Annotated in this window: 10 protein-coding genes; all 10 read right to left on the reverse strand. The window is 72.3% G+C overall.

Annotated features, from left to right (window positions below; all coding sequences use genetic code 11):
* Positions 1 to 347: 347 nt before the first annotated feature.
* The 10 genes from AB0K18_RS21285 to AB0K18_RS21330 are packed head-to-tail and all read right to left on the reverse strand — an operon-like array spanning position 348 to position 17,965.
* On the reverse strand, positions 348 to 10,535 hold the full coding sequence (locus AB0K18_RS21285) for a hypothetical protein (protein ID WP_364916628.1): 10,188 nt from the start codon (positions 10,533 to 10,535) through the stop codon (positions 348 to 350).
* Positions 10,536 to 10,550: 15 nt separating this feature from the next.
* Complete coding sequence (locus tag AB0K18_RS21290) at positions 10,551 to 10,889, reverse strand: hypothetical protein (RefSeq protein ID WP_364916631.1); 339 nt, start codon at positions 10,887 to 10,889, stop codon at positions 10,551 to 10,553.
* Positions 10,886 to 11,287 carry a YbaB/EbfC family nucleoid-associated protein gene (locus AB0K18_RS21295; RefSeq protein ID WP_364916633.1) on the reverse strand — a complete coding sequence of 134 codons (402 nt, stop codon included), beginning with the start codon at positions 11,285 to 11,287 and terminating at the stop codon, positions 10,886 to 10,888. Before AB0K18_RS21295 ends, AB0K18_RS21290 begins: the two co-directional genes overlap by 4 nt.
* A gap of 51 nt (positions 11,288 to 11,338) precedes the next feature.
* The gene (locus AB0K18_RS21300; RefSeq protein ID WP_364916636.1) at positions 11,339 to 11,719 is read right to left on the reverse strand and encodes a hypothetical protein; all 381 of its coding nucleotides are present in this window, start codon (positions 11,717 to 11,719) and stop codon (positions 11,339 to 11,341) included.
* Positions 11,716 to 12,573 carry an SseB family protein gene (locus AB0K18_RS21305; protein ID WP_364916639.1) on the reverse strand — a complete coding sequence of 286 codons (858 nt, stop codon included), beginning with the start codon at positions 12,571 to 12,573 and terminating at the stop codon, positions 11,716 to 11,718. Before AB0K18_RS21305 ends, AB0K18_RS21300 begins: the two co-directional genes overlap by 4 nt.
* Positions 12,574 to 12,598: 25 nt before the next feature.
* Positions 12,599 to 13,777 carry an ABC transporter permease gene (locus AB0K18_RS21310; protein WP_364916641.1) on the reverse strand — a complete coding sequence of 393 codons (1,179 nt, stop codon included), beginning with the start codon at positions 13,775 to 13,777 and terminating at the stop codon, positions 12,599 to 12,601.
* On the reverse strand, positions 13,777 to 14,460 hold the full coding sequence (locus AB0K18_RS21315) for an ABC transporter ATP-binding protein (RefSeq protein ID WP_364916644.1): 684 nt from the start codon (positions 14,458 to 14,460) through the stop codon (positions 13,777 to 13,779). The genes AB0K18_RS21310 and AB0K18_RS21315 overlap by 1 nt, the downstream gene beginning before the upstream one ends.
* A complete protein-coding gene (locus AB0K18_RS21320; RefSeq protein WP_364916646.1) occupies positions 14,453 to 16,192 on the reverse strand; it encodes a peptidoglycan-binding protein in 1,740 nt (579 codons plus the stop codon). Before AB0K18_RS21320 ends, AB0K18_RS21315 begins: the two co-directional genes overlap by 8 nt.
* A 7-nt stretch (positions 16,193 to 16,199) precedes the next feature.
* The gene (locus tag AB0K18_RS21325; RefSeq protein ID WP_364916649.1) at positions 16,200 to 17,090 is read right to left on the reverse strand and encodes a hypothetical protein; all 891 of its coding nucleotides are present in this window, start codon (positions 17,088 to 17,090) and stop codon (positions 16,200 to 16,202) included.
* Positions 17,090 to 17,965 (reverse strand): hypothetical protein, encoded by an 876-nt coding sequence (locus AB0K18_RS21330; protein ID WP_364916652.1) that lies wholly within the window; start codon positions 17,963 to 17,965, stop codon positions 17,090 to 17,092. Before AB0K18_RS21330 ends, AB0K18_RS21325 begins: the two co-directional genes overlap by 1 nt.
* Between the last annotated feature and the right edge of the window lie 4 nt (positions 17,966 to 17,969).

Consider the following 17,969-nt stretch of genomic DNA (forward strand, 5'->3'; position numbering starts at 1 on the left):
AAGTCGCCGAGTTGCTCGCCACGTCGGCGGAGTCCGCTGCGGCCAGCGCCTTACGAAAGCTTCCAGCAGCCGATCTCTCGTGGCGGTCAACGGACTCGGCCCACTACGGTTTCCCATCGCCGAGGAGCAGGCCGTCCGGCTGCGCGAGCTCGGCCGCCGGGCGCGATTCGGGCTACTCCGACTGCCGGCACCAGGTTCTGCCCGTGAAAAGCGGCAACCGCGTCACCTCACCTACAACCTGCTCCTGAGAGGGGACAACCAGGTCTCGGCGACCGACAGTCCGCTGGTCGGCGGCCCTGCTTGATCAGCGGGCCGATCCGGTTCGAGGCGCCGCCGGTCTCGGGCTCCTAGTCCTGTTCGCGGCTGAAGAGTCCGTCCAGCTCGTCACCGACCAGGACGGCCAGCATCTCGCCGCCGGACCAGGCGTAGCGCAGGATGCGCAGGTCGTCCTCCGCGTGGATGACGTGGAAGCCGGCGTTCTCCAGTTGCTCCCGGTGGGACTGCCGGCGCCGTGAGTACGTGATGGCGGGGCTCTCCGTCCGTTGCGCGCTCGCCCGTACGTCGCCCATGGGGATCAGGTAGGACTCGTCGTTGTAGGAGCTGAAGGTGACCAGCAGGGCCGGACCGACCTCAGCCGCGGGATCCACGTCCAGGACCGCGACGCTACGGCCGAAGACCTTCAGTTCTCTCTTCAGATAGAGCACGGGATCGCCGTCACCGGACCGTCCGACCAGCTGCGACACGCCTCTCCAGTACGGACTGGCGCCGAGCCGGCCACTGCTGGGCCGGTCGGGCCCGGAGACCGTGGCCGAGCCGGGCAGGAGCCCTGAGATGCCCGCGTCGGTGGGCGCCGCCCATGGGAACATGACCGCGATGGCCTGCGGGTCCACGCGCAGCGAGTACGTGTTGTCGCCGTAGAAGCCGTGCGCGGCGATCAGTTCGCCGGCCCGGCCGGGGAAGCGCAGCTCGGTGCCATCGACGAGGTTCGTGACGACGTAGTCGGGGCTGTAGTCCAGCAGGTCACCGTACGGGGATCGCGGGGGGAACAGCGGCATCTCCCGCCTGACCGCGTACTCCTGCCCGCCGATGGTGACGCGGTCGAAACCCGGCAGCACGTCGTCCAGGTGCCTGATCAGGCGCAGCGGCAGCGCGTGCTGGGCGTGCGTCGCTCCCTGCGTCCGTACGAGGTGGTCGTCGTGCCGGAGCACTCCGGGGACGTCGCTCCGCCAGCCCTGCGTGACCTGGTAGGCGAGCTGCCGCTCAAGGGCGCGGATGTCGTCGAGCCGGCCGGTCGGCGCGGCGTCCAGCGCGGCCTGGAGCACGTCCGGGGCGGCGTGCACCACCAGGTCGCGAAGGTGCGGCTCCGCCGGGTGGATCGTCCACTCGGCCAGCGCGTCGCCCAGCCGCACCCCGTCGGCGGAGCCGCCGATCAGGCGGGCGCCGCGGGCGGGAATCCTCTGGTACCGGGTCTCGGGCTGCCCGTCCACGGTGATCGCCAGAGTGGTGTGGGCGCCGGCTCTGATGCGCAGTCCCGCGCCGTCGTCGTGGACCTCCTGGAGGTCTTCCTGCCGGGCGGCGGCGTCTGTGGTCCGCTGGTAAAGCACGACGCGGGAGTCCGCCCCCTGGAGGAGTACGAACGGCCCGCCCTGCCAGAACGGGGTGGCACCCAGTTGCCGGAAGCCCGGCAGGTGCGCGGGCGAGGCGGCCACCTGGCCGAGCGATTGCTCGATCCGCGCGGCCTCGTCGGCCACCACGGGATCGGACGCTCTCGGCGGGGCGGCAGGCAGGTCGAGGTGGACCGAGCCGATGCCCCGGCTGTTGGGGTTGTACAGGCGGCTCTCGGCCTCCTGGCCGGCCGGGACACGGAGCTGGAAGGGGAGGCCGTTGACCTCCAGCTCAAGCCCGCCGTCGGCGTCCGCGTGGATCGTCGCCGCGTCCATCAGCCGCTGCTGCGACGGGGTGAGGGGGACGCCGGTGTACAGTCCGGTCAGTCGCCGGCCGTTCAGCACCGCCAGGATCGTCGTGGCGCCGTGTGTGAGCCGCATGATTCGCAGCCGGCCCTCGTCGATCAGCGGCTGGAAGCCGAGCGCGCGTAGGTGCCGCTCGTTCGCGTTGACGAACCCTTTGGTGGGCAGGAACATGTCCCACATCTTCGCCAGGCCGTGGTCTTCGAAGGACCACCCGGCCCGCGCGTTTCCGGTGCGGTACTCCACGGCGATCATGCCGTCGACCTGGATGCGGGCGATCTCGTCAGGGCTGCCAAGCCGGGCCCACAAGCTCCGCCCGCCGTCGCCGAACTCGATCAGCACGTTGTCGCTCCCCACGAACCTGCCGCCCAGGAGGCGCGTCCCCGCGGGCAGGGCCGCGACCGGCGCGGGCAGGACGGGGAGCTCCGGCGCGCGGGTGCCGGGCGGCGTGGTCGCCGCGACGACGGCGACCACGCCGGAAGGGCGGTCCAGGTCCCTGTCGGCGTAGCCGACGAGCTGGTCCAGGTGGCCGTCCGGCAGACGCTCGTGCAGATGCGTCAGCACGCGGATGATCTGTTCCGGGGAGAGGCGGGCCGGGGATCTCCTGCCACCGTAGAGGCCGTGCGAGGCGGCCGTCTCCGCGATCAGCGGGTGGAAGGTCAGCCGCTCCCCGGTCGTCACGTTGACCACCTCGACGAGGTCGTCCGGCGCGGCGGGACCGAGGGGGTTGCCGGCCGGGCCGGACCTGCGCAGCACGCGCGTGTCGTACGCGTGGCCGTCGATCCGGATGCGGGCCCGATCGACGTGGCGCAGGACGTGGGAGATGCGGCGCAGCGGCTGGGCCAGGTCGTGGTGGGTCCGCCCGGCCCCCAGCACCAGCGTGTTGTCCCTGACCAGCACGTCGCGCACGTCCTCTGCGCGGCCGAGCAGGCCGTGCTCGCGCAGGCGCTGCTCGACCTCGGTCCTCGGCGTGCCGTCGAAGAGATCGAGGTTCGCGATGACCGCGTTGTCGTTGACCCCGCCGCGGGCGAATCCGGTCGCCTCGGTGACGACCTCCGTCCGTCGCATCCCGGGCAGGTCCTGGGAGAGGTCCACGAGCAGGACCTCGGCGTCCACGACGGACGCGTCCTCCAGCACCGTGAACTCCATCCAGCCGTTGTTCACCCTGACGGCTCTGAGCCCGGTCGCCGGATGGGTGAGCGTGCCCAGGGCGGTGGCTCCGGTCAGCAGTCCCGCCAGTTGCTCGTCGCCCACCGGGACGTGCAGCCTGACGAGGCGTCCCTGGGAGAAGGAGGCGATGACGTCCGCGGTGGCGTGGCGGATGCTGCGCAGGCCCGGCTCCTCGTGCACCGTGACGTAGAAGCCCTCCGGTACGCCGACGATCCTGGGCGTCCGTCGCAGCCGGTCGGCCATCTCCGGAGTGAGTTCCGCTGGTGGGACGCCGCGCAACCGCGGGCCGCCGGTCTGCTCGACCCGGAACCACCCATCGCCTTGGAGCACGTGCAGGACGCCGTCGAGGACGTGCACGCTGTGGATGCCGCGAAGGCGGAGCGGGCGGTAGAGCCGGAGCCTCCCCTCTTCCCGGTCCCTCGTCGCCACCCAGCCGTCGCCCTCCTTCCACGCCTCCTCGTTCATCTGCCAGGTCGCCGGCAGGGCGAAGGGGGTGAGTACGGGCCGGTCGCCGCCGGGCGGCTCATCCCGTGCCGTGTTTCGCGCCGCCGGCGCCGGCGCCGGACCGCTGCTGGGCGGGCGGGCGGCGAGGCCGTCGGACAGGATGATCCGCCGCTCCTCGGGGACGAACGTGACGTGGAGCCTGGTCCCCGGCTCGGCCAGCACCTGGCGGAGACCCGCCTGCCACGTGATCGGCCCGAGCTCGCGCGCGCCCGCCACCTCGAAGTCGAACCGGTAGCGCACCGTGCCATCGGGCACCCTCGTCGCGGGGTGCGCCGCCTGGGCGGTCACGAGCATGAAGGCGTCCAGCATGAAGTCCGGCACGGCGGTCCACGCGCTGAGCTCCTGCGGTGTCAGGTCCAGCCAGAACGAGACCGGATGAGCGAGGCGCGGCAGCAGCCGCCACGCGGCCCACATCTCCGCCACCGAGCCGTCGATCGAGCTCTGTCCGGAGGCCGGCGCCTGCCTGATCGCCGCGTTGACCTCCGTGTCGTGTCCGGCGGTGAAGGCACGCAGCGCGACAACGCCCTCGGGCCGGGTGGCGAAGCCGGGTGCGTACCGCCGGATCAGCTCCGGGTCCGCGGCCTGCAGGTCCCACAGGCCGCTCACGAGCCGGTCGAACTCGGTGACGGACAGCCACTCGCGCACGTCCTGCCGGGTCGTCGCGTCGATGCGCGCGTACCGCGGCTCTCCGCGCGCGGTGCGGGTCGCGGCGTGGTTCAGCAGGGCGCCGCTGAACAGGAGGTGATCCCCCGTGGACAGGGCCTGCGTGATCTCCGGGTTTCCGGAGTTCAGCGCCTCCAGCGCGCTCTCGTACACGCCGCGCCGGCCGCCGAGCCGGAACTCGGCCCGCCGCATGGCCGCCTGGCGGTCGCGGGTGCGGGCGTCGTACAGGGCCTCGAGCTGGCCCAGTTGCCGGAGCCGCAGGTCCGGCAGGCCGGTCCAACCCATCTCGGTGGCAACCTGCCGGCCACGACGCAGCGCCGTGTCGCCCGGCTGCCAGCCAGGCGGCGGTTCCGCCGTACGGGTGGCGGTGTCCGCCGTGGACGCGGTCTCGGGGAGGGCCTCCTCCACCAGCGTGGCGAGATCGTAGCCGGACAGGTACTGCCCGGGCGCTCGCGCCGCGAGTGCCTCCCCGATGCGCTCCGCCACGACCGCGAAGCGGTCTCCCGCGTGGCCGAGGGCGATGTGGGGCGAGTGGTCGGCCGCCGCGGCGAACAACTGGGCCACCTTGACGACGGCGCGCGTGCTGTCCATGTCGCCGAACAGTTCTCCGGCGGCGCGCCGGAGCACGGCCACGCCCTGTTCGCCCGGGTAGCGGTGGCCGCCGGTGAAGCGGAACCATTCGACGAAGCGGGCCAGGCCGTCCACGTCCAGGACGGAGGCCCGGTCGCGGCCCATGGCCTCCGCGATCATGCGGAGGAAGGCGTGGGCACGGGGCGGGGCGCCGTCGGTGACGAGCTCGACGAGTGCGCGGATCCGTCTGAGGTCGGCTCCTCTGAACGGGAACTCGGGCGAGGTGCCGTACATGGCGGCGGCGGTGGAGAGCAGGGCGTCGGTGTAGGTGAGGTGGTGCCGGGTGAAGTCGTCCACCGTGACCTCGCGGTGCACGGCCGCCATGCGTTCGAGCCGCAGCACGTGGTCGAAGAACTCGCGGCCGTGAGCGGGGAAAGCCGCCAGGAGCTCGCGTACGTGCTCGGGCAGGCGGATGGTGTCCGGTGCGGGCGTTGCCGGGCGCATGGTGTCGTACGGGACGGCGGGCTCGGCCTGGCCCTTGGCGACCGGCAGGCGGCGCGGACGCGTCTCGGTCCGTGCGGCGGACAAGTCGAAGGCTCCGGGACGCATCGCGCCAGGACGCCGCTGGACGGTGACCTCCATGGTCTCGGCCAGGGCCGACAGCGCCATGAGGTGGCGGTGGCGGAGGCCGGCCCTGGCGGGGAACGGGCTGCCGTACACGTCCGAGACGGAGTCCTCGGCCCACCAGAGCCGCTCCGACCCCATGAAGCTGGGGTCGCGCCGCACGAGGGTGCCGGCGAGCGTGCGCCTGTCCTGCTTGGCCGCCTCCATGTAGTCGTCGTCGAAGCCCAGATGGTGGCCCAGCTCGTGGGCGGCCAGGGCGAGTCCCCAGCCGGCGTAGAGGTGCTCGGCGTTGGGGCGGGCGCCTGGGGTCCTGGGGTGGAAGGTGACCCTGGGCTCGTTCCCCTGGGCGGGCACGAACCGCAGCCTGACGTGCAGCTGGGAGCCGTCTCGGAGCCGGTGCTGGTGGTTGTAGTAGACGTCCACCGCGTCCAGCATGTTCGACTGCTCCAGGAGCAGCTCGGACTCGCTCATGGCGGGGTCGGCGGCGTACCGGAGGATCAGGGTGAACTCGGTGACGGCGTGCGTCGTGCCGGCCTCGTCCACCACGCGTAGCGAGCGCACCTCCAGCCGGGACCTGCTCCGCTCCCAGGGGTGCCGCTCCTGGACCTCCTCGCCCGCGTACTGGCGCAGTCGCGCCCACTGGGACGCTCTGATCGCCTGCCTCGGGTCCATGGAGTAGGCGTTGCCGTCGCGCAGGACGGCCAGCGTCCTTTCGTCGTGCAGGGGCAGCAGGGGTGGGCGTGTGTCGGGGTTGAGGTCGGTGCTGCGCGGTTCCCGTGTCGCCGGGGCCGGTGCGGGCGGGGGCGGTGTGGGTGGGGGCGGTGTGGGAGCCGGCGGTTCCTCTGCCAGCGCGCGGAGCCTGTCCAGGCGTTCACGGCCGGCTCCGGCGGGGACGCCCTCGGTGAAGCTCGCGAGAATGTCGTCGAGCCTGGCCCGCAGCTCGGCTCTGGCCTCGGGGGTGCTCGCGGTCCGGTACTGACGCGACAGCAGGCGGAAGACGTTCTGGCGGGCGTTGTGGGAGGTGTCGCGGCCGTCGGGGTGGCCGGTCAGCGCCGCCATCGTGGTACGCGGGGCGGTCAGCTGCTGGAAGACGTCGGAGACCACGGCCAGGACGGCGGGAGCCACCTGGCCTGGCGCGATCCTGGCGGCCAGGCGTACCAGGTCGGGAGCCTGCGCGGTGCCCTCGCCCAGCCGTACGCGGCTCAGCGCGGCGCCGTCGACCGGGCCCACCTCGAACGTGATGTGCCGGTCGCCGATGAGCAAGGTGGTGTCGTCCACCCAGCTCCACGTCATGGACCGGCTGCCGAGGTCGGCCGGCTCGACCTCGGCGTCGAACGCGGCGCGGGCCTCGGCGACGGTGAGGTCGTCCAGCGCGGGCCGCCTGCCGTCGGCGACGAACCAGTCCCCGATCGGCCGGACCTCGATCCCCGGCTCAGGCCGTGGAGCCTGCCACCCGGCCGGATCCGGCCGGGTCGGGTCGTGGTGGAAGGCCACCGCGCCGTCCGGCAGCCCTGCGAAACCGGCGCGTCCTCGCGGGCCGCGCACGGGTGACCCGGTGAGCGGGTCGACCGGGTTCTCCGGTGCGTACGCGGTTGAGCCCGGATCCGTGGTGTCGCGTGCCACGGGGGCGGCGGTCCGTGCGTTGGTCACGGCGCTCTCGACCAGCTTGGCCAGGCTGTAGCCCGACACCTGCGTGCCCGGCTCCCTGGCGGCGAGCGCGTCGCGGATGGCGGCCACCACGACGCCGAAGTGCTTGCCCACCTCGCCGTACGCCATGGATTGTGAGGACTCCGCCACGGACGCGAACAGCCGGGCGACCTCGACCACGGCCTTTGTGCTCTCGACGTCGCCGAACAGCTCACCGGCGGCGCGCGTCAGCGCCTTCACGCCTCGCTCGCCGGGGAAGCGCTGCCCGCCCGTGGCACGGAACCACTCGGCGAAGCGCGCCAGCCCTTCCACGTCACGGATGCGGAACCGGTCCACGCCCATCGCCTCCGCCAGCTGACGGACGAGGGCACGGGCGTCCGGCACCGCACCGTCCTGGTCGGCGACCAGCTCCAGCAGAGCACGGAAGCGGGTGAGGTCGGGGCCGTCGAACGCGTGGTCGGGCACCGAGTCGTACATGGCGACCGCCGTGGAGATCAGCGCGTCGGTGTAGGCGAGATGGTGCCGGGTGAGGTCCGCGACCGGGACGTCCCGGTACAGGGCCGCCATGCGGTCGAGCCTGAGCGCGTGCTGGAAGAACTCGGGCCCGCTGACCGGGAACCTCTCCAGCAGGTCGCGTACGTGGTCGGGCAGCCGGGTGTTCTCCGCCGTGGGCACCGGCAGGCGCATGGTCTCGTACGGCACCTCCGGACTCGCGGGACCGGTGACGACCGGCAGGTCGCGTGAAACCGTCGTGGTCCGATCGATGAGCCGGCGGCTGTCGCGACGCCGGGGGACGGTGACCTCCTTGGTCTCCGCCAGGTCGGAGAGGATCTCCAGGTGGCGCGGGCGCAGGCCGACCACCGCCGGGAATGCGTGTCCCTGATGGTCACGCACGTCGCTGGCCGATGAGGCCCAGAAGGGCCGTTCGGAGCCCATGAGGGTGCGATCCCGATGGACGTAGGAGGCGGTCAGCGTGCGCCGCCCGTACTCGGTCTCGTCCACGTAGTCGTCCGGGAAGCCCAGATGGTGGCCCAGCTCGTGGGCGTAGAAGGTGATGGCCTGGCCGACGGCGAAGTGGGCGTAGTCGGATCGTCGCCCGGTGTCGGGAGCCAGCAGGACGCCGGGCTCGCTCCCCTTGGCCTCCACGAACTCCACCCGCAGGTGCAGCTGGGAGCCGTCGCGAAGCGTGTGCTGGTGGTTGTAGTACAGATCGATGGAGTCGAGGAGGTCCGACTGCTCCTTCAGCAGTTCCTCCCTGCTCAGGTCGGGGGCTCTGAACCGGACCAGGAGGGTGAACTCGGTGATGGGGTGAGTCGTGCCCGCCTCGTCGGTCACGTCCATCAGGCGCACTTCGAGCAGCGACAGCACTTGTTTGCGGTGCTCCCGCTCCTCGACCACCTCGCCGGGGAACCGGCGAAGGTCGGCCCACTGCGATGCCTTGAGCGCCTTCTTCGGGTCGATGGCGTACGCGTTGCCGTCGCGCAGCGCGGCCAGGGTCCGCTCGTCGTGCTGAGGGAGCAGCGGCGGCCGGGTGTCGGGGTCGAGGTCGGTGCTGCGGGGCCCGCCCTGCGCGGCCGCGGCCGGACCGTCCGGACGGTGGCTCGCGGCCTGCGCGTGCCGGCCCGCGGCCGGGTCGTCCTGCGACGGGGAGTCGGAGTCGGCCTGCGCGGACGGGCCCTCGGCGGTCACGAGGGGTGCCGCCGCGACGTCGGTGGTGGCTGCGGTACGGGCGTCCGGCTCGGTACTGGTGTCCGGCTCGGTACTGGTGTCCAACGCGGCTTGGGCGTCCGGCTCGGTACGGGCGTCCGGCGCGGCTTGGGCGTCCGGCTCGGATCGGGTGTTCTGCTCGGATGGGGCGGGTGCCGTGGGAGGGGTGACGTTTTTCGGCTCTGCTGTGGCTTGACCCTGGGCGGTCTGCGCCTGGTTCTGGGGGTGGGGTGGTGCCTGGCCCTGCGTCGGGCTGCTCGGGTGCCGGGTGTCGTGGTGCGGCGTCGGCGTGGTGGGCCGAGGCGAGCGGTCGCCGTTGAGGAGGCGCTGCAGGTCACCGGAGGTGGGCCGCTGCTGAAGGGTGTCCGTGGCGTCGCGGGTGGTCTGCGCCGGGAGGTCGGACGCGGCCCACTGGGGCGGAACGACCTGCGGCGGCGCTGTGACGGTCGGCCGGGGCCCGTCCGGCGACGGTACGGTCCCGTACGTGTCCGGGCGGTACCCGTCCGTGGTCGTCCCGGCGAGGTGCGTCCCCATGCTGGCGGCGTAGTTCGACAGCGTGGTGACCGGGTGGATGGCCGCATTCATGACGTGCACGTTGAACGGGCTGTACGTGTTCGCCCTGAACCCGCCCGCGGCGGCGGCCCCCACCATCGATTGCAGGGTGATCTGTCCTGGATCGCCGTATACGAGGACTCCGGCACCGACCTGGCCGGCCACGGAGCCTGGCACGTTCGGCAGGGCAGTGGCCAGCACCGCCCGCGGATAGCGCTGGAGCGCGGGCAGCACACCGGTGCGGACGCCCGCCGTCCTGTACAGCGTGCCGATGCCGGGCATCCGGTCGATGTACCCGGTCATGTGGCGGCCGAGCCAGACGCCGGTCGCGGTGCCGATGACGGTGCCGACGACGATGGCTTTGGTGAGCTCCCAGTCCCACTCGTCCCGCAGCCCCTCCTTGATCTGGTCGTGCTGGGCCTTCAGGCCGGCCAGACCTTCCAGGAGCTCTTCTGGGATCTCCGTCGCGAGCTCCCAGGCGAGGAAGCGGCTGCCGGCGCCGGCCGTGAGCACGGTCCGGCCGGCACCCGTGGCGGGTCCCGCGCGGCCGGCGACGAGCAGCAGCCGTCGCAGCAGCAGCTGGGCGCGGACGCTGCCCAACTGCGCGGACAGGCGTACGACCAGCGCCGCGAAGGGGCTGCTGACGGCCACGATGCCGAGCGCGGCCGCGGTGACCGACACCCAGAAGGCGATGTTGATCGACCGTTTGGTGAAGTCGGTCTCCAGCGCGAAGGAGGCGAAGTGCTCTGCCAGCTGGGCGGCCTGGTTCGCTTTGGCGACGACGCCGGTCCGGTCGTCGAACTGCCGGCGGATGACGGTGAACGCGGGTGGTTTGGCGGGGGAGGTGTATCCGGCGTCGATGGCGCTGACGGCGGCGCCGGTCTTCTCCAGCGCATCGACCATGCCGCCCGCCACGGAGTCGAACAGCTGGGCCGCCCGGCCCAGCTCCACCGTCCTGGTGTCGGCGGGCCACGGCTCGCCCGCCGTGAACAGCGGGATGAAGGTGTAGTTGACCCAGTCGGGCAACGCCGACGTCTCCCAGGCGGGGCGTACCTCGGTGGTGGGGACCCGCCTGATCGGCGACCCTCTGCCCGGAACGTAACTCGGATTGATCGGTTTCGCTGTCGCCATCTGACGCCGTCTCCGTCAGATGGAGCCGAGCATGCGGGCCGTGCGTTCCCCCAGCTCCGCGTCGGTGCTCAGCGAGTTGCCGACGACCTTGCGTAACTTGGCCGGCATCTTGTTGATGTCCTGCACGAGCGCGCTGGTGTCGTCGAGCCACAGGTCCAGGCCGCCGCCCGCCTCCAGGGCCCGGATGAACGCGGTGCCCGCCACTCCCGTGCCCCAGATCTGCGCCGCCAGCAGGCCGCGCAGCTCCGTCTCGTCCGACCGGTAGGCGGTGTCGAGATCGCCGGCCATGAACGCGAACTGGGAGATGCCGGTCGAGATCGGCTCGACGATCTCGGTGCCCTCCTCGTTCCTCACCGCTGACCATCCCCCTCGATCATCTGGCCGGCCAGCTGCTGCATGATGGCCTCGACGTCGCCTTCGACGTGCGCGCGCATCTGCTCGGCCGGCACGATCGAGGCGAAGATCTCCACCACCCTGTCCTGGGCCTTGACCGTGGCCCGGTGGATGGTGTCCTTGATCGTGTCCGAGAGTGCGCGGGCGTCTGGGCGGCGGAACACGCGGGGGTCGAGGTCGAGGCTGATCAGTTCGCCGCGGGCGCCCACGGTGGCGGAGACGAGGCCGTCCGCCGACTTCTCCGTGGCCTCGACGGCGCGGGCCTGCTCGTTCAGGGAGAGCGCTTCGCTCTGCAACCGCATGAACCGGGCCTGGAGCTCGTCGGTGTAGGCCTGCAGCCCGCCCGCATCAGCGTTCATCGACATATCCCCCAAAGTGTCTGCCCGGTAACGTACCAATGACAACACCCGTCACAACAGGACATCCACTGGCAGCTCCTGCACCTCCGCGACCTCGGCCCTGGGCACCCACAGCCTGTGGACACCGCGGTCGATCCGGTCGAGGTCCAGCTCCCTGGCCACGGTGACCTGCGCGCCGACGTACTCGATGAGCACTCTGTCCCCCCGCTGCGCGCACAGCCGGAACGGCGCGTCCCGCCACGTGCAGACGGTGATGACGTGGCGGACCCACGCGCACTCCGCGGCGGGGACGGGCCTGACGTACAGGTCGTCCGCCAGCCGCGCGAACCCGGCGGCGGGCGAGATGCGGCGCAGCCGCATCCACAGTCCGTCCTCCAGCAGGTGCGGAGCGGCCTCGTACACGGCTCCCGACCAGGAGGCCAGGTAGGTCATCCGGACTCCTCCACCAGCCACTTCCCGCGATCGGCGTCGAACTGCGCGCGCAGCCGCTCCACACCGCCGGCGCCCAGCTCCAGGATCTCCGCCCCGTACGGCAGCAGAATGCCGTCGATCTTGTACTCCCTGACGATCTCGTCCGTACCGGGCGCGAAACCCATCCCGACGAACGGCGGCTCCTCGATGACCCACCCGGCGACGGCCCGCATGCCCTGCTCGTCCGTCCCGCCGTAGGGCGTGCGATAGAGGGACAGACCGGCGGCGGGCCAGCGCAGGACGTTCACGGTGCCGTCGCGGGTGAGCGCCTCGTCCCTGGCCAGAGCCTCCGCCAGGGCGACCGGCCCGGTGAGGTGCGCCACGTCAGCCGCGAGGTGGCAGTAGCCGGACACCCGCGGCTCTCCCGTGCTCAGCAGCTCCAGGACGTCGAACGGGCGCAGCAGCTTCTGCACGATCGGGACCCCCGCGTCCGGCGCCGCCGCCATGACCTCCCGCAGCGTCGGCGCGGCGAGCCTGGCCACCGTCCCCGGCTCCAGGTAGAAGCAGACCGTTCGCCCCGGGTTGACGGCCAGCCCCCAATGCGGGTGCGGCCAGCGGGCCGCCAGCTCAGGCAGGGTCACGACCCGGAAGCGGGAGGCCACCTCGCCCATCGGCTCCGGCGAGGTGAACACCGCCAGCCACGTGCGCTCGCCCGCCGTGAACGTGGGCCAGACCGCCGGCGTCTCACCCCGCGCGGCCTCGTCGCCGATCGGGAGGACGAAGGCGGCGGTGCGCAGCAGGGCCGAGCAGGCGGGCCAGTCGCCGCGGGCGTGGGCCCGGCCGAGATCCTCCTCGAACGTGTCCGCGACGCGCATGGTGTCACCCTAGTGGGTGCGCCTCTCACCGCAGGGCGTCCACCGGCTCCATCCTGGCGCCGCGCAGAGCCGGGTAGAGGCCGGCCAGCAGGCCCACCACCGCGCCGGCGACGGGGGCGGCGACGGCCAGGCGGACGTCCAGGAGCGGCGTCCACTCCTTGGCGGCCGCCACGGCGACCACGGTGACCACGCCGAGCGCGGCGCCGACCACGCCGCCGATCAGCCCGATCAGCGTCGACTCCAGCAGGAACTGCGCGGCGATGTGCCGGCGTGCGGCGCCGAGCGCGCGGCGCAGGCCGATCTCCGGCACCCGTTCCATGACGGTGACCAGGGTGACGTTCGCGATGCCGACGGCGCCCACGACCAGCGAGACCAGGCCGAGGATGAGGAAGAGCGCGTTCACGTCGTCCTGCGCCTGGTCGCGGGCCCTGGTGGGGCTGGGCGGCGCGACCACGTGCAGCATGTCCGCGTTGCCCGGGCTGAGCGCGGCGGGCGCCTGGCCGGCGATCAGCCCGGCGGCCCCCAAGGTGGTGTTGACCAGCACCCGGGTGACGTCGCGCAGCCCGAACTGCCGGCCCGCCGTCGGCGGGACGATGACCGCCGTGCTCAGGTTCCGCTCGCGGCGCAGGTCACCCATGATGCCGATCACCGTGTACGCGTGCCCGCCGATGAAGATCGCCGGTGACCGATCGAGCCGGGTGACGCCGAGCGCCCTGGCCGCCTGGTCGCCGATGACCGCCACCCGGTCGCCCCGCTGGACGTGTCCGATGTCGTAGAAGCGGCCCTGCAGCATCCGGCCGCGCGCCGCATCGGGCAGCCCGGTCGACGCGGCCAGCACGGTCAAGGACTGCGTGGTGACCCTGGACGGGTCCACGATGTCGTTGGAGCGTACGGACAGGTTGGAGCCGTCGTCGCTCTCGGCCACCGCGGCGGCCGACTCGACGCCGCGCAGCCTGGTCAGCCGGTCGATCGCGGTCCACTCCACGAGCGGCTCGAACTCCTGCTCCGGCACCTCCACGGTGATCGCCGTGGCCACCAGCTCGTCGAAGCGGCCGACGATCTGGTTGCCCGCGGTCGCGGCCACGCCGAGCGTGACGACGAGCGTCGTGATGCCGAGCACGGTGCCGAGCGTGGTGAGCGCCGACCGCACCGGCCTGGCGAGCATGCCGGCGACGGACTCGCCGATCAGGTCGCGTACGTGCATCACGCCTCCTCCGCCGGCACGCCGTCGGTGATGCGCACCCGCCGCCCGGCCCGCGCGCCGACCTCCTGCTCGTGCGTGATGACCACGATCGTCAGCCCCTGCCCGCGCAGCTCGTCGAACAGGCCGAGCACCGCCTCGGTGTTGCGGCTGTCGAGGTTGCCGGTGGGCTCGTCGCACAGCAGCAGGGACGGCTCGCCCATGAGGGCTCTGGCGATGGCCGCGCGCTGGCGTTCGCCGCCGGACAGCAGGCCGGGCGCGAAGTCGGCGCGGTGGGCGACGCCGACCCGCTCCAGCGCGGCCATCGCCCGTGCGCGCCGCTGCCTGACCGTGCCCCGCCGCCGGCGGTAGACCTCGGCGAGCATGACGTTCTCCACGACGCTGCGGTGGGACAGCAGGTGGAACGCCTGGAAGACGAAGCCGATGCGGTCGGCGCGCAGCCGGGTCCTGGCGCCGTCGCGCAGGGTCGTGGTCTCGACGCCGTCCAGCCGGTAGCTGCCCGAGCTGGGCCGGTCGAGCAGGCCGAGCAAGTTGAGCAGGGTCGACTTGCCCGAGCCTGACGGGCCGGTGATGGCCAGATAGTCGCCCCTGCCGACCCGCAGCGTGACGCGGTCGAGTGCGCGGACCGGCGGCTGGGCGGGGAACTCCCTGCACACCTCCGTCAGCTCGATGACCGGCTCAGCCACCGCCGACCACCACCCGGTCGCCCTCCTTGAGCGCGCCGGTGACCTCGACGTTCCCGTCCGCGGCCAGGCCCGTGCGCACCTCGACGTCCTCGGTCTCGTCGCGCGCGTGCTCGACCCGTACGCGGGCCTTCCCGTCGGCAGAGGTGATCACCGCGGCCACCGGGACCACCAGCACCGGCTCCTCGGTCGCGCCCACGGTGACCCGCGCCGTGACCGCCGTGCCGGCCTTGAGCGCCTTGCTCGTGGCGGGCGTGAGCAGGATCGGTACGGCGCCTTCGGGCGGGTCCTCGGCGCCCGGCACCTTCGCCCGGTCGCCGACCGCGGTGAGCGTGGCCCGATACGTTCTGCCCGTGCCGAGCTCGATGCTCGCCTCCATGCCGGCGCGAAGCAGCTCCGACTCCGCCGCCTCCACGCTCGCGGTCACCATGAACGACGAGCTGGTGACGGTGGCGACCTCGTCCTCGACGCGCTGCCCCGCCTGCACCGACACCTTCTGCACCCGCGCGGGCAGCTTCGGCAGGAACACCACCTCGCCGGGCGGGACTGAGGTGCCGTACGTGCGGGCGTACTCGGCCAGCATCTCCTTGGCCGCCGCCACGTCCTTCCTGGCGCCCGCCACCTTGAGCCTGGTGGGTGACAGTTTCCTGGCCTGCCGCAACGCCTGCTGGGCCGTGACCAGGCTCTCCTTGGCCGTGCGCACGGTCTTGCGCAGCTCCTCCAGCCGTTTCTCCCTGGCCTGCCGCGCCTCCTCCACGGCCAGACCGCGCGCCTCGTGGGCGGCGGCGAGGTCGGCCCTGGCGTTCTCGACCCGCATTCGCAACAGGCTCGTGTCAGCGGGCGGCTGACTCGCGGAGACGAAGGTGGGGGTGGGGGTGGGGGTGAGGCTGGGGGTGGGAGTGGGCGTCGGCCGGGTCCTGGCCGCTGCCAGCTCCTGCTCGGCCGCCGCCAGCCTCTCCTCCGCCGCGCGTACGGCCGTGTCGGCCGCCGCCAGCTTCGCCTCGTCCTCGGGCGTCAGCCGCCGCTCCTCGGCCTGCTTCAGCGCCCGCTTCGCCGCCGTCATGTCCGCCTCGGCGTTGTCGAGCTTCACCTTCAGCGGCAGCACATCGCGGCCCTGGTCGAGCGCCTGCTGCTCGGTCGCGAGGGTCTCCTGCGCCGTCTGTACGGCCTTGCGCAGCGTGTCGTACGCCTGCCGGTCGGCCGGCGACGGCTGCTGGGCCTCGTACCCCTTCTTCGTGTACATCCTGGTGACCGCCGCGATCGTGGCCTGGTCGAACACGCCCGTCAGCGGCCCGCCGAAGCCCAGCCTGCGCAGCGCCCGCTGCAGCTGCCTGACGTCGGCGCCCTTGCTGCCCGGGGCGATCGTGCGGTGCATCGGCACGGAGCCGCGCAGCGCGAACACCGGGCGGCCGTTGACCTCCATCAGCACCGCGCCCTCCTTGATGCGGCCCTTGCGCGGCGCCCTGGTCGCCCTTTGCAGCTCCGCCGCGCCGCCGACCGCTCCGGCGAGGGTGATGGGCAGGGGTGAGCCGTACTCCAGGGTGCCGCTGGTCACGACGGTGCTGACGAGCTCGCGGCGCTCGACGGCGGCGGTGACGAGCGAGGGCCTGGGCGCGGCCCTGCGGGCCGCCTCGTCGGCGGGCGAGCGTAACCGGGTGCTCAGCGCCCAGCCCGCGGCGGCGATGACGACGACGCCGGCGATGATGCCGGCGATGAGCCTGCGTGGCGACCTCATGGCGGCTTCACATGCCGAACCGGTCGTTGACCTGCTCGTCTATCGCCGCCTGGCGCGGCAGGTAGGCGGGATAGAAGTCCCTGCCGCACTCCAGGTCGTCGAGCGCCGCCTTGATCTCCCTGTTCAGGTAGGGGCGCGCCTCCTCGGGGGTGAGGGTGGGCGCGTAGATCATCGGCAGCTCGCCCTCCTTAGCCGGAGGCGCGACGTCGGGCACGTCGTCGCGCTGTGCCCGGCCCAGCCTGTCCTCCTGGGCACTGAACATCTCCTGGCCGCGCCTCGCCATGGCCAGCGGCGTGGTGTCGCTGATCGCGTTGCCCTTGCCCTTGAGGCAGGTGGCCATGGCGGCGGCGAGCTCGACCAGCTCGGGGTCGCTGTTGAGGTCGCTCTTGAGCGCGCGCTCGCGGACCTTGTTCTGCTCGGCGTAGTAGTCGGTGCCCGACTTCAGCTTCAGGCCGAGCACCTGGTTGGCCGCGGTGACCATGCAGGTGTCCAGCGCCTTCCTGTAGGCGCCCATCTGAGCCTTGGAGAGCGAGGACTGGATCTCCATGTTGGGATTGATCACAGGGTCGTCGGGTTTGACCGCTGGGTGCCCCAGCTCCTTGGGATAGACGTACAAGTCGAACACCCCGAACCCGTGTTTTGCACGAAATTTCCGCATTGCTTGGTAGTCGCCGGCGGCGCGCTTGCGGCTCTCGTCCGTGTCCGGCACCGGGGGGCGCCAGACGTACGGGACGTACTTGAAGCCCTGCTGCTTCATGCAGTCGGCCTTGGCCGCCTCGATCCGGTGCTTCTTGTCGCTCTTCGCGCTCGGCGACGGCGCGGCGGTCTCCCCGGCGCCCCCGCAGCCGCAGAGCACTGCCAGGGCGGCCAGCGGCACGATCATCCTGCCGATCCTCATCAGATCCCTCCTCCGCCGAACAGGTCGCCGACCTGGGCGCTGATCGCGCGCTTGCGCGGCAGGTACGCGGCGTAGAAGTCCCTGCCGCACTCCAGGTCGTCGAGCGCCGCCTTGATCTCCCTGCCGAGGTACTGCTTCGCGGTGGCCTGCGGCAGGCGCGGCTCGTAATAGCGGCCCTCGGGCAGGTCGCGCTCGGGGATGTCGTCCTTCATGGCGAGCGCCCGCTTCTGCGCCTCGAACTCGCGGGCGCCGCGCCGGTCGAGGTCCACCGGCTTGAGCGAGTCGACCCGATAACCCTTGCCCTTGAGGCAGTCGCCCATGGCGGCGGCCAGCTCGACGAGCCGGGGCTCGCCGTTCAGTTCGCGCTCAAGTGTCTGGTCGATCAGCTTGTTGCGCTGCTCGGCCCGGTCGGCCTCCGAGGTGACGACCCTGCCGGTGACCTGCTTGATCGCCGCGTTTCCGCAGGACGTCAGCGCCTTGTCGTAGGCGGCGCGCTGGGCGTCGGAGAGCTCGTTCTTGATCGTGTGGTTGGGGCTGTCGCTCTCGCTCCAGACCACCCGCTTGCCGCCAGGGTCGGCGAGGAGGTCGAAGACCCCGAAGCCATGCGAGGAACGCTCCCTCCGCATGGCCTCGTAGTCGCCCGAACTCGCCTTGTCGAACTCCTCCAAGGCGTCCTGCTCGGGGACCCAGGCGACGTACTTGAAGCCCTGCTGCTTCATGCAGTCGGCGATGGCGGACTGGATGCGCTGGGCCTGCTGTTTCGACGCGTCGGCGCCGCCGGCTCCTGGCTCCGGGTCCGCCTCCGTCGCGGAGACGCACCCGGTGAGCATGGCGGCGCAGAGCGCGCCGGCGGCCACGCGGTGTCTGTACGGCATGGCG

Origin of the sequence: Nonomuraea sp. NPDC049421 (genome assembly GCF_040677005.1) — a bacterium.
GTDB lineage: Bacteria > Actinomycetota > Actinomycetes > Streptosporangiales > Streptosporangiaceae > Nonomuraea > Nonomuraea salmonea.